Consider the following 17,480-nt stretch of genomic DNA (forward strand, 5'->3'; position numbering starts at 1 on the left):
GTGTACTTATGTTTAAAAGACAAAATATGCCCCCCTTCCAAGCAGAACAAGGTTTTTATTATTTCTCTTGTCTACCTAGAAGGGAGCATATCAAATTCTTAGTGCGACAGCCCCATTTTTTATTATGCACTAACCATTTCCGGTTTATTACCTGTGTAAAGCTGATAGTATCTCTGCTTCATTTCAAGAAGCTCTTCGTGTGTACCCATCTCTACGATTCTACCCTGCTCAAGAACTACGATCACATCTGAATTCTTAACAGTTGAAAGTCTGTGAGCGATGACGAAGGTTGTTCTTCCATGCATCAGCTTGTCCATACCATCCTGGACGATTTTCTCGGTACGGGTATCGATGGAGCTTGTAGCCTCATCAAGAATAAGTACCGGCGGATTAGCGATGGCTGCTCTTGCGATAGCAAGGAGCTGGCGCTGACCCTGTGAAAGATTTGCTCCGTCACCTGTGAGCATTGTGTTGTAGCCTTCAGGGAGGCGCTTGATAAAGCCATGGGCATTGGCGAGCTTCGCTGCTGCCTTAACCTCTTCATCTGTTGCATCAAGCTTACCGTAGCGTATATTCTCTGCAACTGTTCCGGTAAACAGGTGGGTATCCTGCAATACCACGCCAAGAGATTTTCTAAGGTCTGCTTTCTTTATCTTGTTAACGTTGATGTTGTCATATCTGATTTTTCCATCCTGAATGTCATAGAAACGATTTATCAGGTTGGTGATTGTGGTCTTACCTGCACCGGTTGAACCAACCAGAGCAACCTTCTGACCGGGCTTGGCATGGAGAAGGATGTTGTGAAGTACCATCTTTTCATCTGTGTATCCAAAGTCCACATCATTGAAGGTAACATCTCCTTCCATGGGCTGGTAGGTTGTTGTGCCCTCAGCCTTGTGGTAGTGCTTCCATGCCCAGCGGCCTGTGAACTCCTTGGATTCCACAATCTGGCCATTCTCTTCCTTGGCATTAACAAGCATTACGTAGCCGTCATCCATCTCAGGCGTCTCATCAAGGAGCTTGAAAATACGCTCTGCACCTGCAAGGGCCATGATGATACTGTTAAACTGCATTGATACCTGGTTGATGGGCATTGAGAAGCTCTTATTAAATGTGAGGAAGCTTGCAAGTCCTCCAACGGTAAAGCCAAAATACGGATTAAGAGCTATTGCTCCACCGACGATAGCGCATACAACGTAGCTCAGGTTACCAAGCTGTGCATTTATAGGTCCGAGAATTCCGGAATAAGCATTTGCTCTGAATGCGCTCTGGTAAAGCTCCTCGTTGAGCTCATCAAATCTCTTGATTGCCTCGTCCTCATGACAGAATACCTTGACTACCTTCTGGCCTGTCATCATCTCTTCAATGAAGCCGTTAAGTGCACCGATGTTCTTCTGCTGAGCAACGAAGTTTTTACCTGAAGCTCCTGTAGCCTTAGCTGTTACAAAGAGCATGAAGGCTACCATTGCAAGAGTAACACAGGTCAGCGGAACACTCAGTATAAACATTGAAAAAAGCACACTGACAATTGTGATCGCACTATTTAAAAGCTGCGGAATACTCATGCCTATCATCTGCCTGAGTGTATCGATGTCGTTTGTGTAGATTGACATGATATCACCGTGAGCATGTGTGTCAAAGTATTTGATAGGCAGGGATTCCATGTGATTAAAAAGCTCTATTCTAAGGTTCTTAAGAGTTCCCTGTCCTACATAGATCATCAGTCTCGCCTGAACGAAGGCTGCTACTACACCGATTCCGTAAAAAATAATTACCTTTCTAATTGCTCCGGCAAGCGGGCCATAGTCCGGATTAGCCTGTCCTATCAGGGGCGTGATGTAGCTGTCAATAAGTGTCTTGGTAAACATAGTACCCTGAACACTGGCTATAACGGATAAAATGATGCAGATTACAACAAGCACCATCTGAATTCCATAGTCCTTAAATACATAAGACATAAGTCTTTTAAAAAGCTTGCCCGGATTTTTAATCTTAGGTCTCGGGCCGCCACGCATATGGCGATTACCGGGGCCTCGAACTTCTCTAACTTTTTCTTCTGCCATTTATGTAAACCTCCGTTTTTTTTACTTTGGTGAATCGAAATCTGCATCGCCGCTTGAACCAACCTGTGATTCGTAAACCTCACGGTAAATCGTGTTATTTGCAAGGAGCTCCTCATGAGTTCCAAAGCCGTCCACCTTACCATCTTCCATTACTATGATTCTGTCACAGTCCTGAACACTTGATATTCTCTGAGCGATGATAAGCTTTGTGGTGTTAGGTATTTCCTCTGCAAATGCCTTTCTGATCTTGGCATCCGTAGCTGTATCAACCGCACTTGTGGAATCATCAAGGATAAGAATCTTAGGCTTTTTAAGAAGGGCTCTTGCGATACAAAGTCTCTGTCTCTGTCCACCTGAAACATTGGTTCCGCCCTGCTCGATATAGGTATCATAGCCATCAGGCATCTTTTCAATAAACTCGTCTGCACATGCAAGGCTGCAGGCTCTTTTTACCTCCTCGTCGGTGGCATTTCTGTCACCCCAGCGAAGGTTCTCATAAATAGTTCCGCTAAAGAGGACATTTTTCTGAAGTACTACGGAAACCTGATTACGAAGGGCTTCCATGTCGTACTTTCTGACATCCACTCCTCCGACACTGACTGATCCCTTGGATACGTCATAAAGTCGGCTTATAAGATTAACAAGTGAGGACTTGGCAGAACCTGTTCCACCGATAATACCTATGGTCTCACCTGACTTTATTTCAAGGTTGATGTCCTTAAGTACAGGCTCCTCTGACTCCTTGTTGTATTCAAAATCAACGTGGTCAAACTTAATACTTCCGTCCTTAACCTCCATGATGGGCTTTTCAGGATTGGCAAGGCTTGTCTTCTCGTCGATAACCTCAACGATACGCTTCGCACTTGCAGATGACATTGTCACCATAACGAATATCATGGAGAGCATCATAAGACTCATGAGGATGTTCATGCAGTATGTAAGCAGTGACATCATGGCACCTGTTGTGAGCTCATTTGAAACGATCATGTGAGCACCTACCCAGCTGATAAGGAGGATGCAGGCGTAAACTGTCGCTGTCATTACAGGTCCGTTCAGGGTAACGATCTTCTCTGCCTTTACAAACATCTCATAGATGTTAAGTGCTGCTGTCTTGAACTTGTCGTTCTCATACTCCTCGCGGACGTATGCCTTTACAACACGGATTGCAGATACATTTTCCTGAACGCTCTCGTTAAGTCTGTCGTATTTCTCAAACACCGCCTTGAAGTACTTGGTAGCCTTGTTCATTATGATAACAATGAAAACTCCCAGGCACAGAACTGCTATAAGATAGATAGACGCAAGTCTGGGTGAAATAATAAACGACATGATCATGGCTATTACCATGGAAGCCGGAGCTCTCATAGCCATTCTGAGGATCATCTGATATGAGTTCTGTATATTGGTAACGTCAGTTGTAAGTCTTGTTACAAGTCCTGATGATGAGAACTTATCGATGTTTGCAAAGGAAAAGGTCTGAATATTATCAAACATCCTTTTTCTAAGGTTCCTTGCAAGACCTGTGGAAGCTCTTGAACCAAAGTAGGCTCCGCCAAGACCGGCAAGAAGTCCGAGCAGTGCAACCACGATCATCAGTATTCCTGTGCGGATGATGTAGCCCATGTCCGCACCATTAATGCCAAGGTCCACGATACGTCCCATGAGCACCGGTATGATCATCTCGGCAATGACTTCACCGATCATGCACAGGGGCGTCAGAAAGCTTGGCAGGGTAAATTCATGTAATTCCCCAAGTATTTTCTTTACCATCTTTTCACCTTCCTCTTTTATATTGTGCGTAGCTTTTACAGATTCGGAAAGCTTTTGCACCGAAAAACAGAACCGTAGAGCGGTTCTGTTAATCTATCATACATACAAATTGTGTCCAATCTGTTAATTACTGAAGAAAAGTACGTACATTTATTCCATTTACTTCAATGTGGTCATCAACTGCGATAACAAGGCACTGTCTTCCGTCGATGATCCTTGATTCAACAAGGTCTGCTCTGTCTGGATCAACCTTGATCACAACGTTGGGCGCAGAGATGTCAAACTTCCTTGTGTTAGCAATGTTGGTAACAAGAAGAGGCTGCTCCTGCTCTCCCACTATCTCCTGATAGTTGTGATCGAAGTAATCCATTCTGTCATCCGGAACACCACTGTCCTTAAGAAGATGCTTAACATCATCTCTTGAGAGTTCAAAATGAACCTCATCCTCCTCATGATCCTCAAGCATGGTGGTCAGATTTTCATGGATATTCCTCATTACATCGTAATCTGCCTCTTCACCTATGGTCTCCTCAACCAGAGCCTGGAAAAGTGTCTTCTGCTCAGGCGCTGACATCGGCGGTCTTCCTCCAAAAAGTGCCTGGATGAATTCCGGCTGAATGTCATTGGGCTTTTTGGAGAAATAGAGCATGTTGTGAATATCTGCGTTACGCTCTATAAATGCAGGGAAAAGGAATCCCTTCGCAGGACCGTCAACAACCCAGTCACGGTATCTGTCCTCGATCTCATTGGTCTTATCGTTGTAGCAAAGACCTGCCTTGGAGGGCTTTACAGGGCAGATGCTGCAGAGCATGTAATCATAAATATTCTCAGATGCATCCTCCATCTCAATACCGTCATTGGTTATTCCGGGAACATCATAAATAGCATGGACGAGAATAATAAAATAGCTGTCCTCCATGAAAAGGTTCCCGATGATCTTGTCGTAAAACTCATCAATAAGACTATCATCCTCAAGATGAGAGTCTCTAAGACGCAGTAAAAATTCCTGCGTTCCGCCTTCCTGTTCCTGATCAAGTGGAAATTCAAGATTTATAAGACTTTTCCCGAAAACACCTGAAAGTGTGTGCTTGAAAATGTCCAGATATTTAAACATTTCCTCTTCGGGTATACTTCCAAACGCCTTCTTAAATACAAGTCGTTTGTTCAACTCCCCATCAACATAACACCCGCAGATGTGATCAATAGTACATCTGTCGGGTGTGAATTGTTTCCTTATTTCTAATACTTCTGCTTTGTTCATGTGTGCTTATCTACTCATCCTTTGCTATAAATTTATCACACATCTCGCGAGCAAACTGAACCGGGTAGAGTTGCACCATAACTGAATCTATAAGATTTTCAATAGTCATCTTAAAAGCAATCTTAACGAAATTATCGTATTCTGTTTCAAAACTTTTTTCAAAAATCTTCACACTGTCAACATCGATTCTGTTGACTATAGGTGTGCTGATATCAGTAGGCACGCTGAGCATCATCGAAAGAGATGTAGCTGCTGCTCCCATCATCTGGTTCATGGCTTCTGAAGCTGCTGAAAGATGGAGATCTGAAATCTCGCAATCAGTATTCGTTCCATCGCCGCCCATCATGAGATCTGTCATGACCTTGACATCATTTTCCTTAAGGATTAGGACGTTATTACCTGTAAGTCCCTTGACATAATGAATCTGCACGAAAATGCAGGTTTTTTCATAATCATCAAGTGATTCACTTCTCTTGATAACGCTTACGTTAGGAGTGGTAATATCAACCTTCTTGTTTACCATCATACTAAGTGTGGTAGCTGAATTACCCATACTGATGTTGGCAATTTCTCCTAATGTGTCTATCTGTTGGTTTGTAAGTGCCTGATCCATAAGAACCCCTCGCTCCTTGTATAATCAGTTTTTAATTACTTAAGACAAAGTAACCATCGCTAGATATCACGGATATACATCTATTTTATGCCATTAGAGTGTGGGTGTAAAGGAAGTTTCGGTCTGTGATTTCTTAATTTTCTATAATATTTTTGAGTTCTAAAAGTGAATCAAACCTCTTATAATAGAGTCCTTTTACTTCCTCTTCATCGTCATTCTGATCAGGAATGTATATGGTTTTAATCCCTGCGCCCGCTGCTGCACGGACTCCGTTTGGAGCATCCTCAACCGCTATGCAGTTTTCCTTAGGTACTCCGACCTGCTCTGCTGCATACAGGTAAATATCAGGCTTTGGCTTTCCTTCCTTTACCATGGTTGCACAGCATATTTTGTCAAAATACTCAAAGAGGCCTACATTTTTAAGATATCTCTCTGTGCGCTCCTCATCCGTGGCAGTTGCAGTGGATATGATGATTCCGCTCTCCTTAAGCCATGAGAGGATCTCCCTTGCACCGGGCTTTAAGCTTATGCCTTCTTTTTTAATATGCTCCTCAAAAAGCTTCTTTCTGTATTCTCTTACTTCCTGATAATTAAAATCATCGCCGTACCACTCTTTAAATCTCTCAGGTGCAAAGGGTCTTCCGAGGCTCCTGAGCTGCAGGGTCTGCTCCCTTGTCATCTTGTATCCAAAGTGTTCAACGGCCTTGGGCCATATGATCTGGTAGTACTTCTCAGTGTCTATAAGTGTTCCGTCCAGATCGAATAAAACTGCTTTTATCTCCATAATCATTCTCCTAACTAAAACATTATAAGATTTTCATAAACATGTTGTAAGTGATTTTTTACAATTTTTTGTGATTATTTTTGTTTATTAATATTTCATTAATGTGATTATCTGTGATTGACTTTGATTATTTGTGATGATATTCTTTACTCAGATGGTGAACACAATTATGTTTTTGTGCGTAAAATGCACCATCATAATCATTTTGGGGAGAATAATCATGCTTACAGAAGAAAGAAGATCTGCGATCGTTTCTTATATAGAAGAACATAAGGCAGCAACGGTTCAGGAACTGGTTGAAGCACTGGATACATCAGCAGCAACGATAAGACGTGATCTTAACGCACTTCATGCTGAACGCAGAATCCTCAAGGTTTTCGGAGGAGCAACTTCACTTAGTTCCAAGGACGTCAACACTGTAGAGCCTTCCGTAGCTGAAAAAATACAGAAGAACACTGAAGAGAAGGACATCATCTCAGAATATGCCGCTTCTCTCATACAGGATAACGACTTTGTATATATTGATTCCGGTACAACCACTCTTCATCTGATCGACCATATCACTAATAAAAAAGCAAAATACATCACTAACGGTATCGTTCATGCAAAGAGACTTCTCGAGAGAGGCCTCTCCACCATGATCATCGGAGGAAGAATCAAGCCGGTTACAGAAGCAGTCATCGGTCCTGATTGTGTCGAAGCGCTCAGTAAGTTCCACTTCACAAAAGCATTCATGGGAACCAACGGTGTATCGGTTCAGGCAGGCTTCACTACCCCTGATGTGGACGAGGCTCTGGTCAAGGCGGAGGCCATTAAGCACACTTACCTCTCCTACGTCCTTGCAGACCACAGTAAATTCGGTGTAGTAAGCTCAGTCACTTTTTCAGACCTGCGAAGCTGCTGCATTATAACCGATGAAGAGCCCCCAAAAAAGTACAAAGATCAGACGATCATCAAAGCAGTTCCGTAAGCAAGAACATAGCTTCATTATTTTTGAAGGGAGAAAAACATGATTTACACAGTAACGTTTAACCCGGCCATTGACTACATTGTCCGCATGGACAAGCCTCTGGATCCCGGCATGACAAACCGCTCGGTTTCTGAGGATTGCTTCTTTGGAGGTAAAGGCATCAATGTTTCTACTATATTGAAGAACCTCGGAATCGAGAACACTGCCCTTGGCTTTGCGGCAGGCTTCACAGGAGAAGCAATCGTAGAGGATGTAAAAAGGAAGGGAATTCTTGCTGATTTCATAATGCTTGATAAGGGAATCTCAAGAATAAACGTAAAGATAAAATCCGAGCAGGAAACAGAAATCAACGCTCAGGGTCCTGCAATAAGCGATGAAGCTTACAACGAGCTTTTAAAGAAGCTCGATAATTTAAAAGAGGGCGATATGCTGATCCTTGCAGGAAGCATTCCCAGCACTCTTCCCAGCGATGTATATGAGATCATCCTGGACAGATTAAAGGATAAGGGCGTCATCTTCGTAGTTGACGCAACCAAGGACCTTCTCATGAATGTTCTTAAGTATCATCCTTTCCTTATTAAACCTAACAATCACGAGCTTGGAGAGATGTTCGGCACAGTTCTTAAGACCGATGATGAGATCGAGGAGCATGCCAAGAAGCTTCAGGATATGGGAGCAAGAAACGTACTCATCTCCATGGCAGGCGACGGTGCGATGCTTATCACAGAGGACGGTCAGCGCTTCCGCGTAGGTGTTCCGAAGGGTAAGGTTAAGAACTCAGTCGGAGCCGGTGATTCAATGGTAGCAGGCTTTGTTGCAGGATATATGAAGACAAAGGATTACAAGGTAGCCTTGAATATGGGAACTGCAGCAGGCAGTGCAACAGCTTTTTCAGACGATCTCGCAACAGGCGAGCTTATCAACAGTATTTACGAGACATTAGCATAACAAGTCTCGTTTATATATAAACAAAAACGTATTGGGGTACACTCAATAGCAATGCTTATGCATAGAAAGGGAGAATAATGAAAATCAAAGATCTTTTAAGCAAAGAAGGGGTTAGCTTAAATCAGACCGCTGCAGACCAGGGTGCTGCAATCGATCTAATGGTAGCTCTTCACGACAAGGTTGGTAACCTGAATGACAAGGCTGCTTTCAAGGCAGCAATCGAAGCAAGAGAAGCAAAGGGATCAACTGCGGTTGGTATGGGTATTGCCGTTCCGCACGCTAAAACATCAGCTGTTAAAAAGGCTGGTCTCGTAGCAATCACAGTTCCTTCCGGTGTTGATTACAGGTCTCTTGATAATCTTCCCAGTAAGCTCCTGTTCATGATCGCAGCTCCTGACGGCGCCGCTGACACACACCTTGAAGTATTGTCCAAGCTTATGACAATGCTCATGGATCAGAGCTTTACACAGTCACTTATCGCAGCTAAGACTCCGGAAGAATTCCTGGATATCATCGATAAGCAGGAAGCTGAAAGAGATAAGAAGAATTCCTCTTTAGAAGGTCCTGCAGCTGCTACTGTAAAGTCCAATCTCAAATTCCTCGGCGTAACAGCATGTCCTACAGGTATCGCTCATACTTACATGGCTGCTGAGGCTCTCGAGCAGTGCGCTAAGGACAACGGCATCTCAATGAAGGTTGAGACTGATGGTTCAGGCGGTGCTAAGAACGTTCTTACTGCTGCTGAGATTGCTGAAGCTGATGTTATCATCATCGCAGCAGATAAGAATGTAGAGATGGGTCGTTTCGACGGCAAGAAGGTAATCAAGGCTTCAACTGCTGATGCAATCCATCATTCAAGCGATCTCATCGAGCGTGCTACCAAGGGCGATGTTCCGGTTTATAAGCACACTGGCAGCAAGGCTTCCGCTGATGCATCTTTCGACAATGAGAGCGCAGGAAGAAAAGCATACAAGCACCTCATGAACGGTGTATCACATATGCTTCCTTTCGTTATCGGTGGTGGTATCCTTATCGCTATCGCATTCCTTCTCGATGACTATTCAATCGATCCCAGCAACTTCGGTTCCAACAAGCCTGTAGCTGCATGGTTTAAGTCAATCGGTGGAACAGCATTCGGATTCATGCTTCCTATCCTTGCAGGATTTATAGCTCAGAGTATTGCAGATCGTCCCGGTCTTGCAGTTGGTTTCGTAGGTGGTGCTCTCGCTGCATCAGGTGCTACATTTGCAGCTCCCGGCGGTGACATTCCTTCAGCTTTCCTCGGTGCTCTTGTTGCCGGTTTCGCAGCAGGTTACATCGTACTTGCAATCAGAAAGCTTACAGACGGTCTTCCGGCTGCACTTGAAGGAATCAAGCCCGTACTCATCTACCCTCTCTGCGGTATCCTGGTAATCGGTCTTGTAATGTGCGCTATCAATCCTGTTGTTGGTGCTCTTAACGCATGGATCACAGGCGTACTTAACGGAATGAGCAGTGGCTCAATCGTAATCCTTGGAGCAATCCTTGGTGGTATGATGGCAACAGATATGGGTGGCCCGCTCAACAAGGCTGCTTACGTATTCGGTACTGCTGCTCTTGCAACAGCAAGCCAGAACGATCAGACAGGTTGGATGATCATGGCAGCAGTTATGGTTGGTGGTATGACGCCTCCGATCGCAATCGCAATTGCAACACTTATCTTCAAGAACAAGTTCACAGAAGGTGAGAGAAAGTCAGGTCCCGTTAACTTCATCATGGGTCTTTGCTTCATCACAGAGGGTGCTATCCCGTTCGCAGCAGCAGATCCGCTTCATGTAATTCCTTCACTCATGATCGGTTCAGCAGTTGCAGGTGCTCTTTCAATGGCATTCAAGTGCACACTTATGGCTCCTCACGGCGGAATCTTCGTATTCCCTGTTGTTGGAAACGTGGCTATGTATCTTGTAGCACTCCTCGTTGGATCAGTGGTATCAGCAGTTCTTCTTGGCATCTTAAAGAAGAATGTTGAGAAATAAAACCTTATTTGATTAGTTGTTTTTGGGGGCACAGCTGTATTATGCAGCTGTGCATTACCCATTTTCAGATAAAATATTTTTCACACAAGAAAGGAAATAATAATAATGGTATCAAAGAACATCACAGTAAAAAACGAACAGGGTATGCACATGCGTCCCGCTTCTCTTCTTTCACAGAAGGCAACACCTTTTGACAGCAACATAAAGATTCTTTTCAACGGAAACAGCTATGACTGCAAGAGTGTTATGTTCCTTATGAGCGCATGCATCAAGTGCGGTTCCGAGATCGTGCTGGAGTGTGATGGTCCCGACGAGGAAAAGGCTCTCGCTGAGCTTTCTGAGTTTATTGAGTCCGGTATGGGTGACTAAAGTAATCACTTAGCGAGGTGTTTTCGAGCTTAGTGTACTACTTTGTTCTGGCGAGGGCTCTGCCCGAGATCAGAACTTCCTTATTAAAAAAATGGAGGTCTTAACACACATGTATAAAGGAATAGCCGCATCAAGAGGCATAGGCATAGGTAGCATCTGTAGAATAATGGAGCATGATCTGTCATTTGAACCTAAAAAGATTGACGATCCTGCTGCAGAAAAAGATCGTTTTCATAAAGCTATTTCAGATTTTGTTGAAGAGACAAACATTATGGCTGAGGATGTCAGAAAGCGCATTGGCCCCAAGGAAGCTGAAATTCTTCAGGGCCACGCTGTAATGATCTCAGACCCTGCCATGTCCGGAGAAATGGACAAGATGATCGATTCCGGACAGTGTGCAGAAACAGCTCTTACCGCTGTCTGCGATATGTTCATTAACATGTTTTCACAGATGGATGATGAGATGATGAAGCAGCGCGCTTCCGATATTTCAGACGTAAAGGTGAGCGTTCTTAAGAAGCTCCTCGGAATCGAAGATATCGATATCAGCAAGGTGGCTCCCGGAACTGTTCTTGTCTGCAAGGATCTTACTCCTTCCATGACATCACAGATCATAAAGGAGAACGTAACCGGTATCATCACAGAGATAGGTGGAAAAACCTCTCACTCTGCTATTCTTGCAAGAGCGCTTGAGATTCCTGCTGTTCTCTCAGTTCCCGGAATCGTGGACCAGGTTAAGGACAAGGATACAGCTATCATCGACGGTACAGAGGGTGATGTTTTCATAAATCCCGATGGCGAGATTCTTTCAAAATATATGTTAAAGCGCGAGGAGTTCATCAGAAAGCAGTCCGAGCTTAAGACCTTCATCGGTAAGGAAACAGTTAACGCTGACGGAACAAAGCTTGAGCTCTTCTGCAACATCGGTACTCCCAAGGACGCTAAAAAGGCTATCGAATGTGACGGTGAGGGAATCGGTCTTTTCAGATCAGAGTTCCTTTTCATGGACAATACTCACCTTCCTACGGAGGATGAGCAGTTTGAGGCCTATAAAGAGGCTGTACAGACCATGGATGGCAAATGTGTCATAATCCGTACACTGGATATTGGCGGTGACAAGGATATCCCGTATCTCGGCCTTGAGAAGGAGGAGAATCCTTTCCTTGGTTACAGAGCTGTCCGCTACTGCCTTGGCAATGAGGAGGTCTATAAGACACAGCTCCGCGCCATTATAAGAGCCAGCGCCTTTGGTAAAGTAAAGATAATGATTCCTCTCGTAACAACAGTTGACGAAGTAAGAAGCGTCAAGAAGCTTGTTGCAGGCATCAAGGAAGATCTCAAAAATGAAGGCATAGACCACGATGAAAACATCGCTGTGGGATGCATGGTAGAGACAGCCTCCGCTTCTCTTATTGCTGACCTTCTTGCTAAGGAAGCTGATTTCTTCTCAATCGGAACCAACGATCTTACTCAGTACACCATGAGTGTAGACAGAGGAAATCCCAAGGTTGCTTACCTCTATTCCTCCTTCCAGCCTTCAGTGCTCCGCTCAATAAAGCATATCATTGAGTGTGGTAATAAGGCAGGAATACCTGTAGGAATGTGCGGTGAAGCCGCTGCAGATCCTCTTATGATACCTCTGCTCATGTCCTTTGGACTTGATGAATACAGCGTGAATCCGGTACTTGTACTGACAGCCCGCTGCATCATTTCTAAATGGTCCAAGGCTGAAGCCGATGCCCTTACAGAAAAAGTAATGGCTATGGATACAGAGGCTGAAATCGTAGCAGCTCTTAAAGCAGCCGCTAAAGAATAAAAGATCGAGTAGGCTGACTCCTACTCGATTTCGCACACGAACATTCCGCACTTCGTGCTCCATGTTCTTACAACCGGCAAATGAATTTGTATGCAAGCATCCATTCGCTTGCCGGTCTTGTGCAAAAAAATAAGGGATAGCCGCCTTGCGGTTATCCCTTTTAATATGCCTTATATATTTTACTTCTGCTTCAATATCAAGCCTTCTGAAGGCTCTGAAGCATCTCTATTGCTGTTCTGCTCTCGCCCCCGCTAACAGTTGTAGCAGGTGAATTATATTTCCCCAGAAGCTTGCATCTCATTTCTTCAGGGTGATTGTACAACTGGTCCATGATGCGATCAAATGCTTTTTTCCATTCCATACTCTTTCTCCTTGCTTAACCTGAAGGTCCCCACCATCAGATTCTGAATTCTACGTCTGTCTCTCTCCTCCCAGAATTAAGACATCGATATTTTCAGATGCAAGGATAATATTAAAGCATAGCCACCTTTCAATCAAGGAACAAAAACTTAAGAAATTCTTAAAATTTTATTACATCATTTTCCGTTTATAAAGAAACTTTTTTTCATTGCTGCTTTTTAAAAATCACCCTACTGCCGAGAATAGTACCAATCATAAGAACAATAGCTATCGGCAGTACTACGATACCGTTGCGGATATAGCCTGCGATAATGTAGGAAATACATGATACAGCCGCTGCTGTGATAGCATAAGGAAGCTGCGTCGATACATGATTGATATGGTGACATTGTCCTCCGGTACTTGCCATGATGGTGGTATCTGATATAGGTGAGCAGTGATCTCCGCAAACAGCTCCTGCCATGCATGCAGAGATTGCAATGATCATAAGCTCATTGTTCATATCTGAACCAAATACCTTGGCAACTATGGGAATAAGAATTCCGAAGGTTCCCCAGGAGGTTCCTGTTGCAAATGCAAGGAATGCTCCGATTACAAATACGATAGCAGGAAGGATGCTCATAAAGCTCTGCTTATCAGCGATTGTTTCAACCAGACCGCCAACGTAATCAGCTGCTCCAAGAGAGTCTGTCATAGCCTTAAGTGTCCATGCAAAGGTCAGAATGAGGATACCGGGAACCATACTCTTAAAGCCCTCAGGAATCGCATTCATGCACTCATTAAAGCTAAGAACTTTTGTAGCCATCATAAATATCATTGTAACTATAAGGGCTGATACAGAGCCAAATACAAGGCCTACAGATGCATCAGAATTAGCAAATGCATTAACAAAGTTTTCGCCCTCGAAGAAGCCGCCTGTATAAATCATTCCTATTACACAGAAAACAATGAGTGTAACAATAGGAAGAACCAGATGAATAACCCTGCCCTTCTGTGATACCGGAGGCATGGGCTGATCTTCAGCACCTGTCATACTCGCATGCTGCTTTACATGCTTATTGATCTTATTTCCGTGAGCCTGGGCATTTAACTCAGCAAGTCTCATCGGACCATAATCAATGCCGGTAACTGTAAGAGTTATCATCATGACAATAGTAAGAATCGCATAATAGTTATAAGGTATTGCTCTTACGAAAAGAGAAATGCCGTTTGCTCCGTCAACGAATCCTGTAACAGCTGCAGCCCATGAAGAAATAGGTGCAATAATACATACAGGTGCTGCAGTTGCATCTATAAGATATGCCAGCTTCTCTCTTGAAATCTTGTGCTTATCGGTAACCGGTCCCATAACTGAACCAACTGTCAGGCAGTTGAAATAGTCATCAATAAAAATAAGACATCCAAGTGCTATGGTAGCAAGTTGTGCTCCGACCTTCGTCTTTACATGGGTTGTTGCCCATTTTCCAAAAGCCACCGAACCTCCGGCTCGGTTCATCAGCATGACCATATTTCCCAGTACAACAAGGAATATAAGAATACCAACATTCCAACTGTCAGAAAGCTGTCCAATCATACCGTCAACAAAAACATGTTGCATAGTTAATACAGGGTTAAAGTTAGAATAAAGAAGACCACCAACCACAATTCCTATGAACAGGGATGAATAAACTTCTTTGGTGATCAGTGCCAGGGCTATCGCGATAATAGCCGGCAGAAGTGCCCAAAAACTATTTGCAAACATAAGCTCCCCTCCTATCATTTTATAATAATATTATAATAGTGATTATTGAATAATGATACATTTTTTATTCAAAATAACGCTAATTTTGTTCATACCATTATCCATAATGATTACAAAACTTTTTTCTTAAAAAATGAAGCCCCACAGTATAGAACTGCGAGGCTATCATTATTATATGACCTATTTGTCAGTATTATACAATACCCTGAGCCTTCATAGCTTCTGCAACCTTAAGGAAGCCTGCAATGTTAGCACCGGCAACGTAGTTACCCTCCATGCCGTACTTCTTTGCAGCATCATCGATGTTGTGATAGATGTTAACCATGATCTGCTTGAGCTTAGCGTCAACTTCCTCGAATGTCCAGCTAAGTCTCTCAGAGTTCTGGCTCATCTCAAGTGCTGATGTACCAACACCACCTGCGTTAGCAGCCTTACCACCTACGAACATTACATTGTTCTGCTGTAAGTACTCTGTAGCCTCGATTGTAGTAGGCATGTTAGCACCTTCACATACAGCCTGAACACCGTTAGCAACCAGCTGCTTAGCATCCTCAAGGTGAAGCTCGTTCTGAGTAGCGCAAGGAAGAGCTACATCACACTTGATGCTCCATACGCCTCTGCCCTCGTGATACTCTGCAGACTTTCTTGCAGCAGCATACTCAGTAAGACGTGCTCTCTTAACTTCCTTAACCTCCTTAAGAAGCTCCACATCGATTCCTTCGGGATCATAGATCCAACCTGTAGAATCAGAACATGTAACAGGCTTAGCACCGAGCTGCTGTGCCTTCTCGATAGCGTAGATAGCAACGTTACCAGCACCTGAAACAACTACTGTCTTGCCCTTAATATCTGAACCATTGCACTTTAAGAGCTCCTCTGTAAGATAAAGAAGACCATAACCTGTAGCCTGTGTACGAGCAAGTGATCCGCCGTATGTAAGACCCTTACCTGTAAGAACTCCCTCGTATGTATCACGGATTCTCTTGTACTGTCCGTACATGTATCCGATCTCACGTCCGCCTACACCGATATCGCCGGCAGGAACGTCTGTATCAGCACCGATGTGTCTGAAAAGTTCTGTCATGAAGCTCTGGCAGAATGCCATGATCTCTCTGTCAGACTTGCCCTTAGGATCAAAGTCTGAACCACCCTTACCACCACCGATCGGAAGGCCTGTAAGTGAGTTCTTGAAGATCTGCTCAAAACCAAGGAACTTGATAATACCAAGATTTACTGAAGGATGGAAACGAAGTCCTCCCTTGTAAGGTCCGATTGCTGAATTGAACTGAATACGGAAACCATTGTTAACGTGAACCTGTCCCTTGTCGTCAACCCACGGAACTCTGAAAAGAATCTGTCTCTCGGGAGTGCAAAGTCTCTCAAGGAGTGCATCCTTTCTGTACTCTTCCTCGTTAGCATCAATAACTACTCTGAGGGAATCAAGTACTTCCTTTACAGCCTGATGGAATTCCGGCTGTGCGGGGTTCTTCTCGACAACATAATTGTAGACTTCATCAACGTATGACATTTTTGCTCCTCCTATAGATAAAAAAATATTTAGGCGTACCAGACCCTTAGGTCAGCTCTCGCAAAATTATACAAAAAAAGAGCGTAAAGCTTTAAAGGTCTTTACGCTCCCTTGCGTAGACACCACTGTCTGACAAGTATTATTCCACAGACACTGATAAACGTCAAGCACTTTATTACATTAAACTGAAAAAGTTTTTATCTTTACTCTTCACCGGGGAATTTTACTTCCGTCTGCTTGCGGATGAAATCCATGGTATTCATGATTTTAAGAGTAAGGGCATGGGGCATATCAGGACACTCCTTCCATCCCTCTTCAAGGGCATCAAAAGCTGCCTGCACCTCGTATTCATAGCCTGTTATCTGCTTTTCCCTCTTATAGAAGCCAACCTTCTCACCGGCATTATTATAAACCGTAATGCTTGAGAAGTTATTGATGTCCTGAACCTCTATATGTCCGTTGGCACCGTAAATAATACCCTTGCAGGGGCCACAGGATATTGCTGAACATGTAACGATTGCCTGCTGTCCGCTTCTGTATTTGAGAGTTATTACATCCTGTGTATCCATTCCATGTTCATTGAGTACAGCCTGACTCTGAATGTCGGTTATGTCCTCTCCCAGGACCATTGACGCAAAGGTAAGACCATATACGCCAAGATCAAGAAGAGCCCCGCCTCCAAGGGAAGGATCCTGTATTCTCTGCTTCCATGCGATATTAAAGCTAAGGTCAGCCATTACCAAGGAAATATCCCCTATTACATTGCTGGATATAACCTCTTTAAGCTTATCTGCAAGCGGAAGGAATCTTGTCCACATTGCCTCTGTAAGAAGCAGGTTCTTTTCCTCAGCAAGCTGAAACAGTTCCTTTGCCTGAGCTTCGTTAAGAGTGAATGCCTTCTCACATAGTACGTTCTTGCCGTTTTCCAGCGCAAGCTTCACATTCTCAAAATGAGCTGAATGGGGAGTAGCCACATATATCAGGTCAATCTTCGGATCCTGGCACAGCTCCTCATAAGAGCCATAAAAGGTCTTTATCTTAAACTCCCTGGCAAAGCTCTCAGCCTTCTCCTTTGTTCTGGAGGCAACAGCATGACAGACAACTCCTCTCATACCGCCGAGGGTCTTAGCCATCATTCTTGCAATATCACCGGTTCCCATAATTCCAACTTTTTTCTTATTAAACATTTCACTACCTCTTGCTGTTTCACAAAATTAGCATTTGTAACTACGAAATAAAAAG

Annotated in this window: 14 protein-coding genes; 5 read left to right on the forward strand and 9 right to left on the reverse strand. The window is 43.8% G+C overall.

The features are described from left to right. Positions 1-122: 122 nt before the first annotated feature. From G587_RS0109380 to G587_RS0109400, 5 genes are all read right to left on the reverse strand, one after another. Positions 123-2,063, reverse strand: coding sequence for an ABC transporter ATP-binding protein (locus tag G587_RS0109380; protein WP_026492020.1), 1,941 nt, complete (start codon positions 2,061-2,063; stop codon positions 123-125). Positions 2,064-2,084: 21 nt separating this feature from the next. Then, positions 2,085-3,833, reverse strand: coding sequence for an ABC transporter ATP-binding protein (locus tag G587_RS0109385; protein WP_026492021.1), 1,749 nt, complete (start codon positions 3,831-3,833; stop codon positions 2,085-2,087). 127 nt (positions 3,834-3,960) lie between these two features. Next, complete coding sequence (locus G587_RS0109390) at positions 3,961-5,094, reverse strand: DUF4317 domain-containing protein (protein ID WP_026492022.1); 1,134 nt, start codon at positions 5,092-5,094, stop codon at positions 3,961-3,963. 10 nt (positions 5,095-5,104) lie between these two features. Continuing rightward, positions 5,105-5,707 (reverse strand): flagellar motor switch phosphatase FliY, encoded by a 603-nt coding sequence (gene fliY / locus G587_RS0109395; protein ID WP_026492023.1) that lies wholly within the window; start codon positions 5,705-5,707, stop codon positions 5,105-5,107. Positions 5,708-5,840: 133 nt separating this feature from the next. Then, positions 5,841-6,491, reverse strand: coding sequence for an HAD family hydrolase (locus tag G587_RS0109400; protein ID WP_242830063.1), 651 nt, complete (start codon positions 6,489-6,491; stop codon positions 5,841-5,843). 220 nt (positions 6,492-6,711) lie between these two features. On the opposite strand from G587_RS0109400, the gene G587_RS0109405 reads away from it, so the two are divergent. The 5 genes from G587_RS0109405 (at position 6,712) to ptsP (ending at position 12,609) form a co-directional block, all read left to right on the forward strand. Further along, complete coding sequence (locus G587_RS0109405) at positions 6,712-7,461, forward strand: DeoR/GlpR family DNA-binding transcription regulator (protein ID WP_026492025.1); 750 nt, start codon at positions 6,712-6,714, stop codon at positions 7,459-7,461. Positions 7,462-7,500: 39 nt separating this feature from the next. Further along, complete coding sequence (gene pfkB, locus G587_RS0109410; RefSeq protein WP_026492026.1) at positions 7,501-8,409, forward strand: 1-phosphofructokinase; 909 nt, start codon at positions 7,501-7,503, stop codon at positions 8,407-8,409. A gap of 77 nt (positions 8,410-8,486) precedes the next feature. Then, the gene (locus G587_RS0109415; protein ID WP_026492027.1) at positions 8,487-10,424 is read left to right on the forward strand and encodes a PTS fructose transporter subunit IIABC; all 1,938 of its coding nucleotides are present in this window, start codon (positions 8,487-8,489) and stop codon (positions 10,422-10,424) included. Positions 10,425-10,529: 105 nt separating this feature from the next. Further along, the gene (locus G587_RS0109420; RefSeq protein ID WP_026492028.1) at positions 10,530-10,793 is read left to right on the forward strand and encodes an HPr family phosphocarrier protein; all 264 of its coding nucleotides are present in this window, start codon (positions 10,530-10,532) and stop codon (positions 10,791-10,793) included. A 109-nt stretch (positions 10,794-10,902) separates the two neighbouring features. After that, on the forward strand, positions 10,903-12,609 hold the full coding sequence (gene ptsP, locus G587_RS0109425) for a phosphoenolpyruvate--protein phosphotransferase (RefSeq protein WP_026492029.1): 1,707 nt from the start codon (positions 10,903-10,905) through the stop codon (positions 12,607-12,609). Between the two features lie 196 nt (positions 12,610-12,805). On the opposite strand, the gene G587_RS25450 is transcribed toward ptsP, so the two are convergent. The 4 genes from G587_RS25450 to G587_RS0109445 all read right to left on the reverse strand — a co-directional run bounded on the left by G587_RS25450 (position 12,806) and on the right by G587_RS0109445 (position 17,425). Beyond that, the gene (locus G587_RS25450) at positions 12,806-12,970 is read right to left on the reverse strand and encodes a hypothetical protein (RefSeq protein ID WP_155829476.1); all 165 of its coding nucleotides are present in this window, start codon (positions 12,968-12,970) and stop codon (positions 12,806-12,808) included. Between the two features lie 204 nt (positions 12,971-13,174). After that, positions 13,175-14,710 carry a Na+/H+ antiporter NhaC family protein gene (locus G587_RS22210; protein ID WP_035786292.1) on the reverse strand — a complete coding sequence of 512 codons (1,536 nt, stop codon included), beginning with the start codon at positions 14,708-14,710 and terminating at the stop codon, positions 13,175-13,177. Between the two features lie 193 nt (positions 14,711-14,903). Then, positions 14,904-16,238, reverse strand: a complete 1,335-nt coding sequence (gene gdhA / locus G587_RS0109440; protein ID WP_026492030.1) for an NADP-specific glutamate dehydrogenase — start codon at positions 16,236-16,238, stop codon at positions 14,904-14,906. A 203-nt stretch (positions 16,239-16,441) separates the two neighbouring features. Continuing rightward, positions 16,442-17,425, reverse strand: coding sequence for a Gfo/Idh/MocA family protein (locus G587_RS0109445; protein ID WP_026492031.1), 984 nt, complete (start codon positions 17,423-17,425; stop codon positions 16,442-16,444). Between the last annotated feature and the right edge of the window lie 55 nt (positions 17,426-17,480).

The sequence above is a fragment of the Butyrivibrio sp. XPD2002 genome (assembly GCF_000423945.1).
Classification (GTDB): domain Bacteria; phylum Bacillota; class Clostridia; order Lachnospirales; family Lachnospiraceae; genus Butyrivibrio.

Excerpts from the sequence above, each read along its gene's own strand:
- G587_RS25450 (WP_155829476.1), bottom strand. The coding sequence starts at position 12,970 with ATGGAATGGAAAAAAGCATTTGATCGCATCATGGACCAGTTGTACAAT.
- pfkB (WP_026492026.1), top strand. The coding sequence starts at position 7,501 with ATGATTTACACAGTAACGTTTAACCCGGCCATTGACTACATTGTCCGC.
- G587_RS0109415 (WP_026492027.1), top strand. The coding sequence starts at position 8,487 with ATGAAAATCAAAGATCTTTTAAGCAAAGAAGGGGTTAGCTTAAATCAG.
- gdhA (WP_026492030.1), bottom strand. The coding sequence starts at position 16,238 with ATGTCATACGTTGATGAAGTCTACAATTATGTTGTCGAGAAGAACCCC.
- fliY (WP_026492023.1), bottom strand. The coding sequence starts at position 5,707 with ATGGATCAGGCACTTACAAACCAACAGATAGACACATTAGGAGAAATT.
- G587_RS0109400 (WP_242830063.1), bottom strand. The coding sequence starts at position 6,491 with ATGGAGATAAAAGCAGTTTTATTCGATCTGGACGGAACACTTATAGAC.
- G587_RS0109420 (WP_026492028.1), top strand. The coding sequence starts at position 10,530 with ATGGTATCAAAGAACATCACAGTAAAAAACGAACAGGGTATGCACATG.
- G587_RS22210 (WP_035786292.1), bottom strand. The coding sequence starts at position 14,710 with ATGTTTGCAAATAGTTTTTGGGCACTTCTGCCGGCTATTATCGCGATA.
- G587_RS0109445 (WP_026492031.1), bottom strand. The coding sequence starts at position 17,425 with ATGTTTAATAAGAAAAAAGTTGGAATTATGGGAACCGGTGATATTGCA.
- G587_RS0109405 (WP_026492025.1), top strand. The coding sequence starts at position 6,712 with ATGCTTACAGAAGAAAGAAGATCTGCGATCGTTTCTTATATAGAAGAA.
- G587_RS0109380 (WP_026492020.1), bottom strand. The coding sequence starts at position 2,063 with ATGGCAGAAGAAAAAGTTAGAGAAGTTCGAGGCCCCGGTAATCGCCAT.
- G587_RS0109385 (WP_026492021.1), bottom strand. The coding sequence starts at position 3,833 with ATGGTAAAGAAAATACTTGGGGAATTACATGAATTTACCCTGCCAAGC.
- ptsP (WP_026492029.1), top strand. The coding sequence starts at position 10,903 with ATGTATAAAGGAATAGCCGCATCAAGAGGCATAGGCATAGGTAGCATC.
- G587_RS0109390 (WP_026492022.1), bottom strand. The coding sequence starts at position 5,094 with ATGAACAAAGCAGAAGTATTAGAAATAAGGAAACAATTCACACCCGAC.